The sequence below is a fragment of the Pseudomonas sp. EB271-G4-1 genome (assembly GCF_058791355.1).
On sequence record NZ_JBYTEO010000007.1, the window covers coordinates 17,493 to 37,785 of the forward strand.

A 20,293-nucleotide genomic window follows, 5' to 3' on the forward strand; every position below is an offset into this window, starting at 1 on the left:
GCAGGGAAGAAATGCCCATGAAAGCAACCATCTCAACGGCGGAACCGGCAGGCCGAGGCTCCCTGGAAGCCTGGCTCAATGCGGCCTACGAAAGTCTGACCGAGTCAGGCGTCGATGCCGTGCGAGTGATGCCGCTGGCGAAAAAACTGAATTTGTCGCGCACCAGCTTCTACTGGTTTTTCGAAGACCGCGATGCCCTGCTCGTCGCCTTGATCGAGCAATGGAAAAACAAGAACACCTTCAACCTGGTGACCAAATCCCAGGCCTATGCCGAGTCCATCACCGAGGCGATCCTCAACGTCTTCGACTGCTGGCTGAACAGCGATTTGTTCGACTCGCAGTTCGAGTTCGCCATGCGCAGTTGGGCGTTGCAATCACCGGAAGTGGCGCAGGAAATCGGCGAGGCTGACGAGCAGCGCGTCGAGGCATTGCGGCAGATGTTCGACCGTTTCGGCTTTGAACACGATGCGGCGATAACCCGCGCCCGTTCGATCTACCTCACGCAAATCGGCTACATCAGCATGAAAACCCGGGAGCCCCTGGCCCAGCGGATGCGCTACATCCCCGAGTACCTGAAGATTTTCACCGGCAGGGAGCCGGAAGCCCGTGAGCTGGAGCGCTTTTATCAGCGCAACGGTTTTAGCCGTGCCGATTTGAACGTCTGAAAACATCGACTTTAAGTCAGTTTCTTTGTAGAGCGTCCCGGTAGGCGCTCCCTTTGGCGCACCGCTGCCAGGCATTCCTTCAATCGGTGCCTGGCCCGAATAGCCGATAGCCCCGTCCGGGGTCGGTACCTGAACCATTGCGATTGTTCCGGTGTTCTCCACGAAACTGCAAATGGGGCTACCCTGAAGGTGTTTACTTCAAGGTCGCGTGCTACATCTGCCCACCCTTAACAGGCAGGTCGTCGATGTATCAGAACTTGGCGCTGCTTGCCGCCTTCCTTCTTACCTACAGCCTATTTGCGGGGCGCTTCGAGTCACGCCTGCTTAATGGCCCGCTTATGTTCATGCTTGCCGGCCTGCTTCTCGGCCCGGCATTCCTGGGCGTTCTGCAACTCCGGATTGACAGGGAGGGCCTAAGTTCTTGGCTGAGCTGACGCTGGCGATTGTTCTGTTCAGCGATGCGGCCAACGCTGATCTGAAGGTCCTTCGGGCCAATGAAGGGCTTCCACTGCGCTTGTTGATGATAGGGCTACCGCTGACCATAGCGGGTGGTTGGCTAGTCGGCGTCTGGCTGTTCCCACAGGTCCCACCGTTGGAACTGGCAATACTGGCAACCCTTCTGGCGCCCACCGATGCTGCGCTCGGTAAGGCGGTTGTGAGCAACCCTCAGGTTCCAGCGTCCGTGCGTGAAGGGTTAAACGTTGAGAGCGGGTTGAATGATGGAATCTGCGTTCCAGTGTTGCTTATGTTTTTGGCATTGCTGGTCGAAGAACAGACACGGTCCCCTATCTCACTGGCATTAGAGTTAGTGATCGAGGAACTGGGCATCGGTGCACTCATCGGTATTACCCTGACGCTCATCGCCTGGCGGTTGCAGCGCTACTCCGTAAAACACCAGTGGCAAACGCCAGTGTGGTCACAGTTGACCCTGCCCGGGCTCGCCATCCTGTGCTTTGCCACAGCGCAAACACTAGGCGGTAGCGGGTTTATCGCCGCGTTCGTCGGTGGGTTGCTTGCAAGTTTTCTGTTTACCGAGCAAAAGCACCAGATGCTCAAGGCCAGCGAAGAGTTCGCCAGTCTGTTATCGGTCATTACCTGGGTCGTATTTGGCGCACTGGTGATCCCTTGGGCCTGGAGCAGTCTCACCCTGAACATCTGGCTTTACTCGGTGCTCAGCCTGACCATGATTCGCATACTGCCCGTGCTGATCAGCCTGGTCGGAACCCGCTTCGATTTCGAAACTCGCCTCTTCATCGGTTGGTTCGGCCCGCGAGGCCTGGCCAGTATTGTCTTCGCCGTCATGATATTGGCCTACCCCCTGCAAGCAAGTCGTACCTTGGTGGCTACTGCTGTCTGTACCGTTTTACTCAGTGTGCTATTACATGGTCTGAGTGCCAATCCATGGGTTGCACGGCTGGCCAGTCGTGATCATTGATGACCGTGTTTGTTCAGTAATCTCGAACTGCACTGGCCGCTGCGTTTTCTGCTGCATCACCCTGCGATCGACCCGACTCTCACGCTCATCACCCGCGAGAAAATCATCGACGACAACCTTTCTCCTTGCCTTGGCCCATGCCGACCCGAACGATTCTTTCAACATTCGTGACTATCAGCCTGCGTTTGATGCTGCCCTCTACGGACTGAATCTTGCGGCCTGTCTCCGGCCGCTTTGGGTCGAACTGCGACCACCAAGAGCGGACGGTGGATGACGAGGCGGTTTTACATTAAGCGCTCGCGGAGAAAATCGATGAAGGCCATCGTCCGCGCTGAACGTCGCCGCTCCCGACTGAGCACAGCGCTGACAGGAAGCGCGGTGGTCTGATAATCGTCGAGCACGATACGAACGCTGCCCTGTTCGACGTCAGCTGCGAAGAGCCATTCTGGAGAAAGGGAAATACCCACGCCGCAGAGGACCATTTCGCGAATGGCCTCGCTGCTGTTGCTGGTGACGTTGCCTTTGATGGCCACATCGAGCTCTTTCGCACCGTTAGTGAAGTGCCAACTGTCGTAATGCTCCAGCAATGTGAAACCGATGCAGTTGTGGCCTGTCAGTTCATGGGGCTCGCACGGCAGGCCGTGTCGATCCAGATAGGTGGGCGCGGCATAGACCCGCCGCGTGCTGGTACCCAGTGGCACTGCCACCAATCCCTCGCTCTTCACCACGCCAATCCGGATAGCCAGGTCTATATTTTCCTTGAGCAGGTCTTCGTTGTGATCGCTCAGGCGCAGATCAATCCGGACCTCTGGATGGCGTTGCAAGAAAGGCCCTATCAGCGGTGCTATGCACAACCTCCCATAGCTGACCGGTGCGGCGACTCGCAGAGGGCCGGCGATCTGCTCCTGACCGCTGGTAAAGCTGCGCGTGGCGGCTTCGAGGTGGCCGAGAATTTCCTGGCAGTGGCTGTAGAAGCGTTGCCCTTGGTCGGTCAGGGCCAGGTACCGGGTGCTGCGGGCGAACAATGGCCCGCCCAGATACTGCTCCAAAGCGCGAACCTGCTTGCTCACTGCCGGCTGCCCCATGTTCAGCTCGCGAGCAACCGCAGAAAACGACCCGCGCTCCACGACGCGTACAAAGATGTGCATGCTGTCGAACAAGTCCATCTGCGATTAGACCTCTTTGTGGAATAAGTTATATGCAAATTTAGTTTCTTATCGGAATGATGAAAGCGCGGCAATCTGTAAGCGTCCACTCAATCAAAGGTTCCCCGCCATGAATCACTTCATGCTCGCCGCTATCGCCGAGTCCGCCCAGGCCCCTCTGGCTGTCCGCCAAATCGATCGCCCCGTTCCCGGCAAGGGACAGGTGCTGGTCAGGGTTCACGCCGCAGGGGTAAACCCTCTCGATACCAAGATCGCCGCCGGCGCAGGGGCTCACGCCCGCCAGGCGCTGCCGGCAGTGCTCGGCCTTGATCTCGCCGGCACGGTCATCGAACTGGGCGAGGCGGTTGAGAGTTTCACCCAAGGCCAGGAAGTCTTCGGTATGCCCGGCGGGATCGGCGGTGCTCAGGGTACTATGGCCGAATACATTGCCGTGGATGTCCGGCTCATCGCGCCAAAGCCGCACACTCTCGACATGCGTGAGGCAGCTGCATTGCCTTTGGTATTCATTACCGCATGGGAAGGTTTGGTAGATCGTGCCAATGTCCGTGCCGGTCAGCGTGTGCTGATTCATGGCGGCGCGGGTGGGGTCGGCCAAGTGGCTGTGCAACTGGCCAAGGCTCGCGGTGCCGATGTCTACGCCACCGGTTCGGCGGCGAGTCTCGACTTCATTCGCTCGCTGGGGGCTACGGCCATCGACTATCAGGCACAGAGCGTAGAGGACTATGTCGAGCATTATACGGCTGGTGAAGGTTTCGACATCGTCTACGACACCGTAGGCGGCAGCACGTTGGATGCGTCATTCAAGGCCGTGAAGCCTTATACCGGGCACGTGCTGAGCTGCCTGGGTTGGGGGCAGCACAGCCTGGCACCGCTGTCGTTTAAAAGTGCAACCTATTCCGGCGTATTCACCCTAGCGCCATTGCTCACCGGCAAGGGGCGCGAACACCACGGCGCTATCCTTCGCGAGGCCGCCGCGCTGGCCAACGCTGGTCAACTGACTATCCGCGTGGATCAACGGCACTTTGAGCTGCCAGACGTCAACGAAGCGTTTCGCCAGGTCGCGGAAGGTCGCGGCAAGGGCAAGACGGTAATCCAGTTGGTGAATGAATAGATCTAGGTGTTCTCAAGCTCATTCAGTACAAACGGCCAGTTGCGGCCCTTCATGGAGCGGACAAGGCTGCATCTCATTACGCTCGAGTAATCACATGGAAGGAAAATTTTAAATGGATTACCTAATTCGCAATGCAATGGATGCGGATGCCCCAGCTATCAGTCGGGTCATCATTGGCACCCTGCGAGGGTCTAATGCTCAGGACTATTCATCCGAAGTTATCAATCAAGTGGAGCAAAGCTTTTCACCACAGGCGATCCTTCGTTTGTTGATGCAACGTCAGGTGTTCGTAGCAACATTCGGAAATCATGTCGTTGCAACGGCCAGTCTTGAACAGGACGTTGTGCGAAGTGTGTTTGTCGAACCTGCCTATCAAGGAAGGGGCATCGGACGTCAGCTGATGACAAGAATTCAATCAATCGCCATAGCCGGAGGAATCAACGAGCTGCGCATTCCCTCTTCCATCACTGCTGAAGGCTTTTATGCTTCGCTTTGCTTTAAAAAAGTCCGAGACGTATTTCACGAGTCCGAGCGTACGATCATCATGTCGAAGACATTGGCTCAGTAGCTTTATTGTCGTATTCAGATGGCCGCTTCGGGTCAACTACTGCCTCTCACGATGGGCAGCAGTTGACCGTTTTCCGCCTGTCGTGACCGGCTCAAAACGACCCATTGCAGACATTTGCCAATGACTACATTGGGTCGATTGCTGCCCAAAGCACACGCAGCAATCGATTGCAGTCAACGGCCGCGTTGGCACAGATCAGGAATGCTTGATTGCCGGTGGGAAGTATTCGCCATGAATCACCTCACCCTTAGCCCCGTAGAAACGGAAGATCAAACGATAGTTCTGGCCCGGAGAGGTGGGCAGCCAGTTTCCATCTGCGACGTCTTGCGGTTTTGTGGGAGCGAAGTGCAGGGTCAGGGAACCGTCCTTGTTGTACGTCAGCGGCGAGTGGCTATTGATCGCAAAGCGGTTCTGCGGATTGGGAAGAACGCGGAAATTCTTGGAATCCGTGGCAGTGATCGACCAGTAGTAATTCACCATCGATGCTGGCAGTTGGTCGGCGGGGAAAGTCACCGAATAGCTCTGCGTGCTCTCCAGCGGTTTGCTGTTCTCGTCCAGCCAGCCCCGGTAGTAGACCACTTCCTTCTGGGTGTTGGCCCAAATTCCACCATAGTTCACCAAGGTACGGGTCAGGTAGTCACTGCCATAGGTGCCGGAGGTAGAGGGGCGGCCCCAACCATTCTTGACAGTGCCGTGGCCCATTAATGGCGAAGCCTTGGCGAGGTCGGCGAAGGTATGGGAGTGGATCGACTTGTCGATGCGTGCCCGCTCATCAGGATCGGCGACAGCCGCGGCGATGGCGCGGACTTTGACTTGCAACGGCTCCATCCCAGGATTCAGATCAGGCTCTTGCAACGCGACGGTGGCTGAATCGAAAACCTCCACGCCTGGCAATTGCTGCCCCTGAAACATCAGGGTCTGCGCAATCTCTGGCGGTCGCGGAGAGCCGGTCGAGCGCATCTTGAATTCGAGCTGCAGGCGTTCGGCCTCGCTCCAGTCGCTGCCCAACTCGACGCGAGTCAGCACCCGCGCGGTACGCGTCGGGAGGTCGACCCGCTGGGTTTTGGCAGGCAGATTGACCTTGGCGCCTTGCAAACAGGCCGCGAACTCGCCGTTCGGATGTTTGGGGTACATACGCTCGTTGATGTTCGCCAGCGTCTCGCCCCAGCCGTTAAGAAACTGCACTGTGTAGTAACGGCCATTGATCTTCGGCACCGTAACCAGCGTACAACTATGCTCATCTATTGCTACCCAGGTCTCGGAATAAGCCACATCCACATTGGGATTGGGCCAATCCACCGCGCCGGGTTTGTGATGGCTCAAGGTGTTCCACTGCATACCATCCTTGAAGTCCAACTGTTGCTGACGAGCCACCAGCAAGCGGCTGTACAGGTAGATATACGCATCGCTGATATCCTGGTCAGTGATAACAGGCGTTTGAGATGTGGAGTCGGTTTGCGCAAGTGTGATCGGTGTCTGTAAACAGGCCGTCACCAGCCAGCTCACGGCGGTCGCGCGAAGTATGAAAGGTAAACGCGAGGGCATGGAAATCTCCGTCGAATGCAGTGGAAAATGACCGCCATGGTCATATCCTGTTATGCCAGTATCCGACTTACGTTTGCCCCCTCTTTTGGGGTGGTTTGGACAACCCTAATGGCTGCTGTTGGCCGATAGCTGCCCTTATCAACCGACCAAGTCGGATCAATCGCAACCCTCCCCACAGGCAACACCATCGCCCTACAACGTCATGATCGGCCGCAGCAACGCCTGACCCTCATACAATGCAGACAAATAACGTTCGCGCATTTGCTCCACGGTCATTCGCGATGCATGGGTGGTGAGCGTCAAGGTGGCCTGCAACTGCCCTTCGCGATCAATCAATGGCACGCTCAGCACCCGCATGCCCACTTCGTATTCCTGATCCACCAGGACGTAGCCACGCTGCGCCGCCAAGGCGATTTCGGCGCGGATCTGTTTTTCATCGGTGAGCGTGTAGGGGGTAATCGCCTGGGGCGGGTTGCGTGCGAAATACCCGTCCAGCGCTTCGCCAGACAAGCTCGCCAGCCAGAGCCGGCCACTGCCGGTGCAATACATGGGCACCCGTGAGCCAGGCCGGATCGACATCGAGGTGATGTGGCTGTAGCGGCTGCGCACCACATGCACGATGTCATCCCCGTCGCGAATGCCCACCGACACATGCTCCTGGGTGGTACGCGCCACCTGTTCGACGATCGGCCGCAGCATGCGCGGCAGCACGGCCGAATCGACATAGGCCTGGCCAATGCGCAGGGTCTTGGCGGTCAGCCAGTAGAAACGACCATCGGTCTGCGCGAAGTCGTCATGCACCAGCGTCAGCAAAAAACGCCGGGCAGCGCTCTGCGTCATGTCGGCCATGCGCGCCACCTCCGGCACGCTCAGGCGCGGATGTTCCTGGGAAAACAGTTGCAACAACGCCAGGCCCTTTTGCAGGCCGACGATCAGGTCCCGTTGATGGATGGTGGGCTGCTTCATCGCGACGACTCTAATTCAGGCAAGTAATGCGATTATCGCACTGCTGATGCGATTATCAACTTAAACGCCTGGCAGCCTGATTGTCCGCTCCCCTCCCCACTCGCACTATCGGCCCCACAACACAGCCAATAAGCGGGTACATCAAATGATCCAGGGTTCGACTGAACTGGTCGCCATCGTCGGCTCGCCTGTGACACAGGTCAAATCGCCGGAAAACTTCAACCACTGGTTCGCTGGACACCGGCAAAACGTTGCCATGCTGGCCATCGACCTTGCGCCGAGCGCCCTGCAGAACTTCGTCGAGACCTTGCGTGGCTGGCAGAACCTGCGCGGCTGCGTGGTCACCGTCCCCTACAAACAGCTACTGGCCGGCCGCCTGGACAGTGTCAGTGCGCGCTCGGCGGCGCTGGGTTCGGTCAACGTGATCCGGCGCGAGGCCGACGGCCGGCTGGTGGGCGATATCGTCGACGGCGAAGGTTTTCTCAGTGCGGCGCGCCAGCAGGGTTTCAATCCGCAAGACAAACAGGCGCTGGTGATCGGCACCGGCGGTGTCGGCAGTGCGATTGCTTATTCACTGTGCCAGGCCGGGATCCGTCATCTGGTCATCAGCGACTTGAGCGCGGAGCGCGTCGAGATGCTCGGCGAACTGTTGCGCGACACGTTTCCCGAGACAGTGATCAGCGCCAATCCCACCTCGCTTGAGCAGTTCGATCTGGTGGTCAACGCCTCGCCGGTCGGCATGGGCGCCACCAGCGAGGAAGGTCCGCTGCCATTGCCGCAAGGCCTGATGCAAAGCTTGCAAGCGTCGACGCTGGTTGCCGATGTCGTGACTTCGCCAGCGCTGACGCCGTTTCTCGTCTTCGCCCAAGGGCGTGGCTGTGCGATCCAGACCGGCCCGCAAATGGCCCTGGCGCAACTGGGCAACCTCGGCCACTTCATGGGCGTAACACCGCTGCAGATCTGATCTGCGGCCGTGTCCTTAACAGGCGATAGACGATGAACATGACGACTACCCAGCTCCCTGCCGGTGCCGACCGGGTCTACGACGTGATTGTCCTGGGCAGCGGCGCCGCCGGTTTCGCCGCGGCGGTGACCGCCAGTTGCCGCGGCCTCCAGGTCTTGCTGGTCGAAAAGACCGAAACCTTTGGCGGCACCTCGGCGATCTCCGGTGGCGCGATCTGGCTGCACGACACTGATCAGGCCCGGGCCGCCGGGTATCACCTGGGCGCCGACGAAATGCGCCGCTACCTCAAGGAGGTGATCGGGGCTGGCTACAACCCGGCGCTGATCGACGCCTTCATCGACAATGGCCGCGAAGCCTTGAGTTTTCTGCAGGCCCACAGCGAACTCAAATACAGCCTGCGGCCACTGTCGCCCGACTATTACCCGGACTTGCCCGGTGGCACGCAAACCGGTCGCGCCCTGGAAATCGACGAGTACGACGGGCGCAAGCTCGGTGAGCACTTCAAAGACTTGAAGCGGCCACCGGACGGCATGCTGCTGTTCGGCGGCATGATGGTCAATCGTGTCGACATCCAGCACTTCCTCAGCTTCAAGCGCTCGCCGCAATCGCTCTGGCACTGCCTGAAACTGATGGGCCGATATGCTATCGATCGCCTCAGCCATCCACGCGGTACGCGCCTGACCGTGGGCAATGCCTTGATCGCCCGGCTGGCGACCACCGCCTTCGCCAATGGCGTCGACTTGTGGCTCGAGGCGACGCCCGACGCGTTGCTGATCGAACAGGGACGCGTAGACGGCGTGCAGATCACCTGGCGCGGACAAACCCGCAAGGTATTGGCCAAGGGCGGTGTGGTATTGGCCATGGGCGGATTTGCCGCCGGCGCCCAAGCCGCGGCGCAGCGGCCAGCGACCGACTCGGAACACTGGAGCATGTCCCCGGCGGCCAATGTGGGGGACGGACAACGACTGGCCGCTGCGGTCAACGCAGCGATTGGCGACAACCTGTCGGCAAACTTCTTCTGGGCGCCGGTTTCGGTCCTGCGCAAGGCCGACGGCAGCCTCGAGCGTTTTCCGCACCTGGTGACCGATCGGGCCAAACCCGGTGTGATCGCGGTCAACCGCGCCGGACGACGTTTCGTCAACGAGTCGGACTCCTATCACTGCTTCGTCCAAGGCATGTTCGCCAACGGCGGCGCGAATGCGCCCTGCTGGCTGATCTGTGACAGCGAAGCCTTGAACCGATACGGCATGGGCCTGGCCCGTCCGCGGCCGGTCGACAACAGCGCATTGATCGAAGCCGGTTACCTGCTGCGCGCAGACAGCCTCGCCGAACTGGCCCTTATCGCGGGCATCGATGCCACGGCCCTGGAGCAGACCCTGACGCAGTTCAACGCCGATGCAGTGCTTGGCGTCGACCGGCAGTTCGGCAAAGGCAGCAGCGCCTACAACCGCTACATGGGTGACCCGCTCCATGGACCCAACCCGTGCCTGAAGCCGTTGCACAAGGCGCCGTTCTACGCCATTCGCCTGTTTACCGGCGACCTCGGCTCTGCCCGCGGACTGGTCACCAACGGCCAGGCCAACGTGCTCGACCGCAGCGGTGCACCGATCCCCGGCCTGTACGCCGCCGGCAATGAAATGAATTCGATCATGGACGGCACCTACCCAGGCCCCGGCATCACCCTCGGCCCGGGCATCACCTTCGGCTACCTCGCCGCCAGTGATATCGCCGCCCGTCTTGAGCACAACACACACCCACACGCCCAAACTGGAGCTCCGCATGTACTACGAACTGCGCACCTACACGATTAAACCGACCCGCCTTGGCGACTGGCTGGCCCTGTACAAAACCGCGGCACTGGCCGTGCAACAAGAGCACCTGGGCAACCTGGTCGGTTTCTTCACCACCGAAATCGGCGATGTCAACCAGGTGGTGCACATCTGGGCCTATACCAGCCTCGACGATCGCATGAACCGCCGCAACGCCATGGCCGCCGATCCGCGCTGGCAGGACTTCGCCAGGCAGAACAAGGCGCTCGACGCCGTGGTGACGCTGGAGTCGCGCCTGCTGCGCCCGACCGACTTTTCACCGTTGCAATAACCGTCCCCTGTAGGAGCGAGCATGCTCCTACAGTGAAAAGCCCAAATATGGAGGTCGCCATGAGCGTCTTGCCGTCGATGAATGTCGACGACCTTATCTGTGATGTCCTGGTCATCGGTTCCGGCGCCTCGGGCCTGGCGACTGCCGTCACCTGTGCCGAGCTCGGCCTCGACGTCATCGTGGTGGAAAAAGAGCCGGTGCTCGGCGGCACGAGTGCCTGGTCGGGCGGCTGGCTGTGGGTCCCACGCAACCCGTTGGCAGTCGCCGAAGGCGTCGTGGAGGAGCTCGAACAGGCGCGAATCTATTTGCGCAACGAGCTGCACAGCGATGTGCTCGACCCGCGCATGGAGATGTTCCTCGAGCAGGGCCCGAAGATGGTCGAGTTTTTTCAGCGCCATACCGAAGTGCAATTTTTCTCCGGCAGCAAGATGCCTGACTTTCATGCCAGCGAAGGTTATGCCCGAGGCGGCCGCTCGCTCTGCGCCCTGCCATTCGATGGTCGTCGACTGGGTCCGTGGATCGACAAGCTTCGGCGCCCGCTGGACCTCATCAGCCTCGCCGGAATGGGCATTGCCGGCGGCGCCGATCTCAACCACTTCCTCAATGCGACCCGCTCGGCAAGCTCACTGCTGTATGTCGGCAAACGCCTGTTGCGCCATGCCCGGGACCTGATGTGCCACGGCCGGGGCATGCACCTGGTGAACGGCAATGCCCTGGTCGCCCGGCTGTTGAAAAGCGCCCTGGATCGCAACGTCCGCCTGCTGACCGATACACAGGTAGGTGAGCTGCTGCGCGAGGACCAACGTGTGGTCGGCGCGCGTATCGACCGCGGCGCTGGCCTGCTCGAGATTCGTGCACGACGGGGTGTGGTGATGGCCTGCGGCGGCTTCCCCCACGACCGGCAACGTATTGCCCAGCAGTTCGCCCACGCCCCTGATGGCAGCGCACACTTGAGCGCTGCGCCCAAGGGCAATACCGGCGATGGCTTGCGCCTGGCTGAAAGCGTCGGCGCTCGCGTCGCCTGCGACCTGGCGCAGGCCGCTGCGTGGGCACCGGTGTCTCGCGTGCCGCGCGAAGACGGCGGCTTCAGTGGCTTTCCCCATTTGATGGATCGGGCGAAACCGGGTTTTCTCGCCGTGCGCCGGGATGGTCGACGCTTCGTCAACGAAGCAGACTCCTACCATGACTACATGTGCGCACTGTTCGATGCCTGCGGACCGGGAGAAACCCCGGTGTCCTGGTTGATTTGCGACCATCGCGCCCAGCGGCGCTATGGCCTGGGCTGGTCCAGGCCCTTTCCCTTCCCGACAGCGTCCTATGTGCGCATGGGCTACCTGTTCAAGGACTCGACCCTGGCAGGACTGGCACGCCAGTGTGGGATCGATGCGCAGCAACTGCAGGCCACGGTCGATACGTTCAATCAGTTTGCCGAGAAAGGCTGCGATCCGCAGTTTCGTCGCGGTGAGTCGCTGTACAACAAAAACCAGGGGGAAATCCTCCACGGTCCCAACCCGTCCCTTGGCAGCCTGCGCCAAGCCCCCTTCTACGCCGTGAAGCTGGTGCCTGGCAGCCTCGGCACCTTCGCCGGGCTGCACACCGACGCCTGTGCCCGGGTGCTGGACGACAATCAAGCGCCGATTCCAGGACTGTTCGCCGTGGGCAATGACATGAACAGCATCATGAACGGCCGTTACCCCAGCGGCGGCATTACCCTCGGGCCGGGCATGACGTTCGGCTACATTGCAGGAAGAACACTGGCAGGCTCAGCGGCGGGTCAATGAGTGCAACATCAAGCAGATGCCGGCCAGGGCGAGGGCTCAACGCAACTTCAGCGGATCGACCATCTGCGCCGCGATGGCCATGCCCACCAAGTCCGGCAACGTATTGGCCTGCATGCGTTTCATGACGCGCGCGCGATACAGGTCGACGGTTTTTGCACTCACGCCCAGTTGCTCGGCGATTTCGCGGGTGGTGTAACCCTGCACCAGCGGCAACAGGATATCGCGCTCGCGCGGGGTCAAGGTCAGCAAGCGCGCCTGCAAGGCTTCGTGGCCCTGGTTACCCGAACGGTGGGTGGCACAGTTGCTGAGTGCCTGTTGCACGCTGTCCAGCAACAGCTGTTCGTTGTAAGGCTTCTCGATAAAGTCATGGGCGCCGGCCTTGAACGCGCGCACCACGATCGGCACATCCGCGTGCCCGCTGACAAAGATGATCGGCAGGTTCAGTTGGCGCACGCGCATTTCTTCCTGCACGTTCAAGCCGCCCATACCGGGCATGCGCACATCCAGCAGCACGCAGGCGTCGAGGCTCGCATCGCAGGCGTCGAGGAATGCGACACCACTGGTGAACGGCAGGGCCTTGAGCCCGACCGACTCCAGGAGCCAGACCGTCGACTCGAGCATGCCCTGGTCATCATCAACCACGTATACCACCTGCTCCGTTACACCTGCCATTACCTGATTCCTATTGTTGTTTTGTTAGGCCGGCCAGCGGCAAGCGGCAACACATCAGCAGCCCGACAGGCTGGCGCCAGGCATTCAATTCGCCACCGAAACCTTCGATGATGCTGCGGCTCATGGACAGACCGAGCCCCAGGCCATCGGCCTTGCTGGTGTAGAAGGGGGTAAAGATCTGCTGAAGTTGCGGTTCGCTGACGCCCGGCCCCTGATCTTGCACATGGATCTCCACGCACGTGCCACTGCCCTGCCCCACGGTCATCACGATCACCGAAGGCTGCCCGGGATGTTGCTCACGGTTGGCATCGATGGCGTTACGCAACAGGTTGAGCAGCACCTGTTCCAGCAACACGCGGTCGGCATAAACGGGCGGCAGATTATCCGGCAGTCGATCCTCGATTGTCACTTGGCAATTGCTCGCCTCCCAGGCACATAAACGCACAGCTTCGCGGGCCACGTCAGTCAGGTTCAGCGCCTGCATGCGACGTTGTCCCTTGCGTAAAAAGGCGCGTAGCCGCCGAATCACTTCGGAGGCGTGGGTGGCGTGATGGGTAATGCGCTCCAGGCCCTGGGTCACTCTTGCTGCCGCTTGAGGATTGGAGTCCAGTGTCTGCAGGTAGCGCAGGCTCGCGTTCGCATAATTGACCACGGCCGCCAGCGGCTGGTTGATTTCGTGGGCGATTCCCGACGCCAGTTCACCCAGGGTGACCAGGCGTGCGGTGTGCGCCAGTTCGTCCTGATGACGCCGCTGTTGCGCTTCGCGCAGTTCGCGCTCGGTCATGTCACGCGCGACCAACGAGTAATAGCGCTCGCCGCTGGCGGAACGGTGCGCCAGCAACACCAGCGACACCGGCACCGATGTGCCGCCGTCCGGTGGTTGCAGGCGCGCATCGGTGCTCCATACACCGTCGCGCTCGGCGCTGTGCCAACCGTCGCGCTGCAGGCGCGCAAGGTCTGCGCTGGCGAACAACGTAGCCAGGGCCGGCATGGGTTGTTGCTCATCAATCCCGAGGATGCGGCGTGCGGCTGGATTGAGGTAAGTGACCAGGCCCCCGGGAGCGATGAACAACACCGGATCGATGTTGGCCTCGACCACTTCGGCCAGGCGTCGCTTGTTCTCCTCGGCCTGCACGCGGGCCGTAACGTCCCGGGACACGCAGACGATTTCAACCACCGCGCCGGTGTAGGTTTCCCGGATTGCCCGGCTGGCCGTTTCGAACCACAGGTAATGGCCGTCGCGATGGCGGATGCGGTACGTCATGGTGTGATAACCATCCTGCTCCAGCGCATCGCGTGCACGCTGCACGAGGCCGGCCAGGTCCTGGCCATGGAACAGGCCCTGGGCCATTTGCCCGCGCAGTGCTTCGGGCCAATAGCCGAGCAAGGTCCAGGAGGCCGGTGACGCATCGATCACACGCCCATCCGGTGTGTGGCGGGAAATCAGGTCGGTGGTGTTTTCGATGATCAGCCGGTAAAGCCGTCGTGCAGTGGCCGCTTCACGCTCTGCCAGCACCTGCGCCGTGGCGTCGCGGCAACGGGCGAGCACCCGGTTTTCCTGGGGGTCGGGGATAAACGTCCAGATCAGGACCTGTGCCTCAAACTGAGCCTCGACGCCTTCGACAGCCCGTTGCTGGGTCAGGCAGGCACGCACCAGCTCCCGGTGATTGACCGGTAAAAAGCCCAGCACATCGCCCAGCGGTTTTTCGGCGAGCAGCGCTATCAGTGCCGCGTTGAACTCCAGCGGTCGACCTTGCGCGTCGAGCAACAGGCTCGGTTGCGGGTCGAGACCCAGCAGAGGCGAACCGCGCAGCATGCCGTTGACACTGTTCAGCAGCGTCGTCAGCAAATCCCGGACCCAGCCCAGCCAATCGAGACTCACGCCCTCGCACACTTGCACCAGCAACAAGCCCGGCTGCCCGGGCGTCAAGGCCAGATCGAACACCTGGCCATGGCTGATCGCGGCCCGGCGCAACCGGCCGGACAACCAGCAATCGAGTTGACGCACTTCAGCCAGGGCCAGGCGCCCTGTGTCTGCCAGAAGATCGAAGAGCACCTGGTCGCTGGCCAGCGCAGGGTCGCCAAGTCCCGGTGGAAAATGCTGGGCGGTGCCCTCATGGCGATAGATTCGCGAAGGGGGCTGCCAACTCAGGTACACCGCCCGCTGTACTTCGGGACAGTCCTGCAGCGCCAGACACAACGCATCAGCCCGGGCGGCCAGGGACACACTCTCGCGCTGCAGGCGCAACCAACTGTGCAAACGAACGGGAGTCAGGGTCATTACGCGCCCACTTTGTCAGGAAAACCAAGCCTATACCAACTTGGAAGGTCGGTGGCGTCGACTCAGAATCAGAAGAATCACATATAGTACATATACTATAGTGCTTAGGTTGTACTTCCATATAACGGACAAAATATTATATAACGTCATCCGGACTTAGAAGGTGACCTCGGCGACTACGCCGCCAGGTCAGCCATAGAGCTAACAATCAGCCAACGAGTATCCGTACATGTCTATCTATGACCAGGGCCTGGGCCCTTCGGCTGTCAATCACATTGCCCTCTCGCCGCTCAGTTTCATCGAGCGCACCGCCAGTACCTACCCGAACCACCCCGCCGTTATCCACGGTTCGATTCGCCGTACCTGGGCCCAGACCTACACCCGTTGCCGCCGCCTGGCCTCGGCGCTGGCCGGTCGAGGCATCGGCAAGGACGACACGGTGGCGGTGATGCTGCCCAACATTCCCGAGATGCTGGAAGTGCATTTCGGCGTGCCGATGATCGGTGCCGTGCTCAACCCGCTCAACGTCCGGCTGGATGCCGAAGCGATCGCATTCATGCTCCAGCATGGCGAAGCCAAAGTGCTGATCACCGACCGCGAGTTCCATGACGTGATCAAGGCGGCGCTTGGCATGCTCGATCACCCACCCCTGGTGATCGACGTCAATGACCCGGAATACGGCGAAGGCCAGGCCGCGAGCGACCTGGACTACGAAGCGCTGTTGGCCGAAGGCGACCCGGCGTTTGACTGGAAATGGCCGCTCGACGAGTGGCAGGCCATTTCGCTGAACTACACGTCAGGCACCACCGGCAATCCCAAGGGGGTGGTCTACCACCATCGCGGCGCTTACCTGAGTGCTCTGGGCAACCAGATGACCTGGGCCATCGGCAATCATCCGGTGTACCTCTGGACGTTGCCGATGTTCCATTGCAACGGCTGGTGCTACCCGTGGACCATCACGGCCCTGGCAGGCGTGCACGTGTTCCTGCGCCGGGTCGACCCGCAGAGAATCCTCACGTTGATCCGCGAGCATCAGGTCACTCACCTGTGCGGTGCGCCGATCGTGCTCAATGCATTGGTCAATATGCCGGAGTCGGCGAAAGCGGCCATCGATCACCCGGTCAATGCCTTGGTCGCGGGCGCTGCGCCACCGGCCAAAGTGATCGGTGCCGTCGAAGAGATGGGCATCAAGGTCACGCACGTATTTGGCCTGACCGAAACCTATGGCCCGGTGACGGTCTGCGCCTGGCACGCCGAATGGGATGAGTTACCCCTGGAGCAGCGGGCGCAAATCAAGTCGCGACAGGGTGTGCGCTTCCCGACACTGGAAGGCGTGATGGTCGGCGACTGCACAACGCTGGAGCCAACCCCGCGCGATGGCCAGACGATCGGTGAGATTTTCCTGCGCGGCAACACGGTGATGAAGGGCTACCTGAAGAACCCGACCGCCACTGCCGAAGCGTTCGAAGGTGGCTGGTTCCACACCGGTGACCTGGCGGTCTGGCATCCCGACGGGTACGTCGAAATCAAGGACCGACTCAAGGACATCATCATCTCCGGTGGCGAGAACATCTCCACCATTGAGCTCGAAGGCGTGCTCTATCGCCATCCCGCTGTGATGGAAGCCGCCGTGGTCGCCCGTCCCGATGAGAAATGGGGCGAAACGCCCTGCGCCTTCATCACCTTGAAGGCGGATCACCAGGACGTTCGAGAGGCTGACATCATCGCTTTCTGCCGTGAGCATCTGGCCGGGTTCAAGGTCCCGCGCACCGTGATCTTCACGCTCTTGCCCAAGACGTCCACTGGCAAGATCCAGAAATACGTGCTGCGCGACCGGGCCAAGGCGCTCTAATCCCTTCTACCATGCTTGCATCAAGCAGCAGGTCTGCACCTGCTGCTTGGGGGTCGTGCAGGCCACATTCGGCTGTGCCCGTGACACAACCGTCCCAACGAGGTTTACGTTATGCCAGAATTCAAAGCCCCCCTGCGTGACTTGCGCTTTGTGCTGCACGAAGTGTTCGAGGCCCCGGCCCTGTGGGCGCGCCTGCCCGCCTTGGCCGACAGCATCGACGCGGACACCGCGGATGCCATTCTTGAGGAGGCGGCAAAAGTCACCGAGCACCTGATTGCGCCCCTCAATCGTAGCGGCGACGAAGAAGGCGCACAGTGGCATGAGGGGCGAGTCAGCACCCCCAGCGGTTTCAAACAGGCTTACGCAACCTACATCAAAGGCGGCTGGGTAGGACTGTCCGGCAACGCCGAGTTCGGTGGCATGGGCATGCCAAAAATGCTGGCCGTGCAATTCGAGGAGATGCTCTATGGCGCCAACTCAAGTTTTGCGCTGTATTCGGCCTTGAGCGCTGGCGCCTGCCTGGCATTGGATGCCCACGCCAGCGACACCCTGAAAAATCTCTATCTGCCACCGATGTATGAAGGCCGCTGGGCCGGCTCCATGTGCCTGACCGAAGCCCATGCGGGCACCGACCTAGGGCTGATCCGCACCCGCGCCGAACCTGAGGCTGACGGCAGCTACAAGATCACCGGCAGCAAGATCTTCATCACCGGGGGCGACCAGGACCTGACCGAAAACATCGTTCATCTGGTACTGGCCAAACTGCCGAATGCACCGGCGGGTCCGAAAGGCATTTCGCTGTTCGTCGTGCCTAAAGTGCTGGTCAATGCCGACGGCTCGCTTGGCGCTGCCAACGCCGTGAGTTGCGGTTCGATCGAACACAAGATGGGCATCAAGGCCTCAGCCACCTGCGTGATGAACTTCGACGGTGCCAGTGGCTGGTTGATCGGTGAAGAGAACAAAGGCCTGGCGGCGATGTTCACCATGATGAATTACGAACGCCTGTCCATCGGCATTCAGGGCATCGGCTGCGCCGAGGCGTCCTACCAGAGTGCCGTCGCCTACGCGCGTGAACGCCTTCAGAGTCGGGCCCCCACGGGCGCCGTGGCGGCGGACAAACCGGCCGACCCGATCATCGTTCACCCGGATGTGCGGCGCATGCTGCTGGGCATGAAAGCCATGACCGAAGGCGGCCGCGCGTTCGCCAGCTATGTCGGGCAACAACTGGACCTGGCGAAGTTTTCCGCTGATGCCGGCGAGCGCGACAGTGCGCAGGTCCTGGTGGCGCTGCTGACGCCCGTGGCCAAGGCATTTTTTACCGACAGCGGCCTGGAGAGCTGCATCAATGGCCAGCAGGTTTTCGGCGGCCACGGCTACATTCGCGAATGGGGCCAGGAACAATTGGTCCGTGATGTGCGCATTGCGCAAATCTACGAAGGCACCAATGGCATCCAGGCACTGGATTTGCTCGGGCGCAAAGTGCTCGCCGACAAAGGCCACGCACTGCGCCAGTTCACCGGCGAGATCCGCCGCTTCGCGGCACAGCCTGACGCCCCCTATGCCCCGCAACTGCTGGATGTCGTGCAGCGGCTGGAGGACATCAGCGACTGGCTCCACGACAGAGCGGCAAGCAACCGCAACGAAGTCGGCGCGGCGTCGGTGGAGTATTTGCACCTGTTCGGTTACGTCGCCTACGCCTGGCTCTGGTCGCGCATGGCTCAGGTTGCGCGGCAAAAACGCAGCGAAGACGAAGATTTCTACGACGCGAAAATCGCCACCGCCGACTTTTACTTCCAGCGCTTGCTTCCACGCACCTTGAGCCTTGAGCAATCCATTCGGGCAGGTAGCGACTCGTTGTATGGCCTGCGCGCTGAACAATTCTGATTGAGCGACGCCATGGCGCTCTGGCGGGCGTTGCACTAATTGCAACGCCTGCCTAGAACTTTTCCTTGATTGTCGGTCTATTTGGATAGGCTCATCCGCTCGGTAGGCGCGAACCCGCAGGCTTCGCGCAGCCAGATGGCCACACGTCCAATTGCCAATCAGAGGTTGTCTTCGCTCATGAAATTCCATGTCCCACGGATGGTGCTCCTCGGCCTGTTCGCGTTCGCGGCAATGGGCTCGGCATCAGCAACACAGATGAAGACTTCAACCCCTGTTTCCGCCCCCCCAGTCACAGCCGTCCAGGCGCCCGTGCGGGCCGCCGACACCCCCTGGCCGACCTTGGCCAGCACGGCCGACAAGCAGCCAGGAGCGTTGCTTGCCCATGACGATCGATACTGGCACGACGGTCGTTGGCACGATCGCCGGGACGAATGGCGTCGAGACGAATGGCGCAGGGCCCAGTGGCGCAGAGAGCAAGCCCGCCGGGAAGCCGAACGCCACCGCTATTGGGAGCGCCACCGCGACCGGGACACGCGCTACCGCTACGACGACGATCGCCGCTACTATCGTCGCTAGCGCCAGGCTACGCGACTTCGTTTAAAAACAGGGAGCGAAGGACATGACCATCAAGCGCATGGACAACGTCCTGATCGTTGTCGACGATCTCGAAGCGGTGAAGGCATTCTTTATCGCGTTGGGTCTCACGCTCGAAGGCCAAACCACCGTTGAAGGGGCTGCTGTCGGCAGCCTCATTGGGCTGGGCAACGTGCGAGCCACCCTCGCGATGCTGCGCACCGCCGACGGACAGGGCATTGAACTGGACAAGTTCCACACCCCGGAGGCCGTTCGGTTTGGCCCCGTGGACACACCAATGAACGCCCTGGGTCTTCGTCGCATCATGTTTGCCGTCGATGACATCGATGCGCTCGTGACACAGATGCAAGCCCATGACGCCGAATTGATTGGCCAGATGCAGTACGAAACATCGTACCGGCTCGCCTATGTTCGTGGGCCTGAGGGCATCATCGTCGGGCTTGCGGAGCAACTCGGCTAATGCGTGTGCGGTTTTATTAGACCACTGGCAATCGTGGTTAACGGGGCGCTCGCGATCAGCGAGGCGGCCTTAAAGCCGACCTGACTTGTGATCGTTCCCATGCTCTGCGTGGGAATGCAGCCTGTGACGCTCCGCGTCACCGTTGCGCAAGGCTCACGTCGTGCGTCGTCAGCGGAACGCGGAGCGTCCCTGGTGGCATTCCCACGCAGAGCATGGGAACGATCACACAGGTACAGCCGTAAAAGTCAG

Annotated in this window: 17 protein-coding genes; 12 read left to right on the forward strand and 5 right to left on the reverse strand. The window is 60.7% G+C overall.

Annotation, left to right across the window (positions count from 1 at the left end; genetic code table 11):
- Nucleotides 1–17: 17 nt before the first annotated feature.
- Both AC3WWR_RS05370 and AC3WWR_RS05375 read left to right on the forward strand, forming a co-directional pair.
- On the forward strand, nt 18–665 hold the full coding sequence (locus AC3WWR_RS05370; RefSeq protein WP_033044897.1) for a TetR/AcrR family transcriptional regulator: 648 nt from the start codon (nt 18–20) through the stop codon (nt 663–665).
- 421 nt (nt 666–1,086) lie between these two features.
- Complete coding sequence (locus AC3WWR_RS05375; RefSeq protein WP_020800485.1) at nt 1,087–2,100, forward strand: cation:proton antiporter; 1,014 nt, start codon at nt 1,087–1,089, stop codon at nt 2,098–2,100.
- 284 nt (nt 2,101–2,384) lie between these two features.
- Here AC3WWR_RS05375 and AC3WWR_RS05380 read toward each other — a convergent pair whose 3' ends face one another.
- Nucleotides 2,385–3,266: a LysR family transcriptional regulator gene (locus tag AC3WWR_RS05380; RefSeq protein WP_033044895.1), complete on the reverse strand. Its 882-nt coding sequence runs from the start codon at nt 3,264–3,266 to the stop codon at nt 2,385–2,387.
- 109 nt (nt 3,267–3,375) lie between these two features.
- Here AC3WWR_RS05380 and AC3WWR_RS05385 point away from each other — a divergent pair, with 109 nt between their 5' ends.
- Together AC3WWR_RS05385 and AC3WWR_RS05390 are read left to right on the forward strand one after the other, a co-directional pair.
- The gene (locus tag AC3WWR_RS05385; protein ID WP_033044893.1) at nt 3,376–4,377 is read left to right on the forward strand and encodes a zinc-dependent alcohol dehydrogenase family protein; all 1,002 of its coding nucleotides are present in this window, start codon (nt 3,376–3,378) and stop codon (nt 4,375–4,377) included.
- 112 nt (nt 4,378–4,489) lie between these two features.
- Nucleotides 4,490–4,945: a GNAT family N-acetyltransferase gene (locus tag AC3WWR_RS05390; RefSeq protein ID WP_033044892.1), complete on the forward strand. Its 456-nt coding sequence runs from the start codon at nt 4,490–4,492 to the stop codon at nt 4,943–4,945.
- A gap of 195 nt (nt 4,946–5,140) precedes the next feature.
- Here AC3WWR_RS05390 and AC3WWR_RS05395 read toward each other — a convergent pair whose 3' ends face one another.
- Both AC3WWR_RS05395 and AC3WWR_RS05400 read right to left on the reverse strand, forming a co-directional pair.
- Nucleotides 5,141–6,451 (reverse strand): DUF1214 domain-containing protein, encoded by a 1,311-nt coding sequence (locus AC3WWR_RS05395; RefSeq protein ID WP_225441895.1) that lies wholly within the window; start codon nt 6,449–6,451, stop codon nt 5,141–5,143.
- A gap of 231 nt (nt 6,452–6,682) precedes the next feature.
- On the reverse strand, nt 6,683–7,456 hold the full coding sequence (locus AC3WWR_RS05400; protein WP_020800480.1) for an IclR family transcriptional regulator domain-containing protein: 774 nt from the start codon (nt 7,454–7,456) through the stop codon (nt 6,683–6,685).
- Nucleotides 7,457–7,601: 145 nt separating this feature from the next.
- On the opposite strand from AC3WWR_RS05400, the gene AC3WWR_RS05405 reads away from it, so the two are divergent.
- The 4 genes from AC3WWR_RS05405 to AC3WWR_RS05420 are packed head-to-tail and all read left to right on the forward strand — an operon-like array spanning nt 7,602 to nt 12,301.
- Nucleotides 7,602–8,420, forward strand: a complete 819-nt coding sequence (locus AC3WWR_RS05405) for a shikimate dehydrogenase family protein (protein WP_020800479.1) — start codon at nt 7,602–7,604, stop codon at nt 8,418–8,420.
- 32 nt (nt 8,421–8,452) lie between these two features.
- Nucleotides 8,453–10,231: an FAD-dependent oxidoreductase gene (locus AC3WWR_RS05410; RefSeq protein WP_454866532.1), complete on the forward strand. Its 1,779-nt coding sequence runs from the start codon at nt 8,453–8,455 to the stop codon at nt 10,229–10,231.
- Complete coding sequence (locus tag AC3WWR_RS05415) at nt 10,200–10,520, forward strand: NIPSNAP family protein (protein ID WP_033044888.1); 321 nt, start codon at nt 10,200–10,202, stop codon at nt 10,518–10,520. The genes AC3WWR_RS05410 and AC3WWR_RS05415 overlap by 32 nt, the downstream gene beginning before the upstream one ends.
- A 59-nt stretch (nt 10,521–10,579) precedes the next feature.
- Complete coding sequence (locus AC3WWR_RS05420; protein ID WP_225441894.1) at nt 10,580–12,301, forward strand: FAD-dependent oxidoreductase; 1,722 nt, start codon at nt 10,580–10,582, stop codon at nt 12,299–12,301.
- Between the two features lie 36 nt (nt 12,302–12,337).
- Here the strand turns inward: AC3WWR_RS05420 and AC3WWR_RS05425 are convergent, their stop codons facing one another.
- Nucleotides 12,338–12,973: a response regulator transcription factor gene (locus tag AC3WWR_RS05425; RefSeq protein WP_020800475.1), complete on the reverse strand. Its 636-nt coding sequence runs from the start codon at nt 12,971–12,973 to the stop codon at nt 12,338–12,340.
- A 10-nt stretch (nt 12,974–12,983) separates the two neighbouring features.
- Entirely contained in the window at nt 12,984–15,254 is a 2,271-nt protein-coding gene (locus AC3WWR_RS05430) for a PAS domain-containing sensor histidine kinase (RefSeq protein WP_492598543.1), read from the reverse strand.
- A gap of 229 nt (nt 15,255–15,483) precedes the next feature.
- Here AC3WWR_RS05430 and AC3WWR_RS05435 point away from each other — a divergent pair, with 229 nt between their 5' ends.
- The 4 genes from AC3WWR_RS05435 to AC3WWR_RS05450 all read left to right on the forward strand — a co-directional run bounded on the left by AC3WWR_RS05435 (nt 15,484) and on the right by AC3WWR_RS05450 (nt 20,044).
- On the forward strand, nt 15,484–17,106 hold the full coding sequence (locus tag AC3WWR_RS05435; RefSeq protein WP_168757648.1) for an acyl-CoA synthetase: 1,623 nt from the start codon (nt 15,484–15,486) through the stop codon (nt 17,104–17,106).
- A gap of 111 nt (nt 17,107–17,217) precedes the next feature.
- On the forward strand, nt 17,218–18,990 hold the full coding sequence (locus AC3WWR_RS05440) for an acyl-CoA dehydrogenase C-terminal domain-containing protein (protein WP_489327961.1): 1,773 nt from the start codon (nt 17,218–17,220) through the stop codon (nt 18,988–18,990).
- Nucleotides 18,991–19,167: 177 nt separating this feature from the next.
- The gene (locus AC3WWR_RS05445; RefSeq protein WP_080725400.1) at nt 19,168–19,566 is read left to right on the forward strand and encodes a hypothetical protein; all 399 of its coding nucleotides are present in this window, start codon (nt 19,168–19,170) and stop codon (nt 19,564–19,566) included.
- Nucleotides 19,567–19,609: 43 nt separating this feature from the next.
- Nucleotides 19,610–20,044 (forward strand): VOC family protein, encoded by a 435-nt coding sequence (locus AC3WWR_RS05450; protein ID WP_492598544.1) that lies wholly within the window; start codon nt 19,610–19,612, stop codon nt 20,042–20,044.
- The last annotated feature ends 249 nt before the right edge of the window (nt 20,045–20,293 follow it).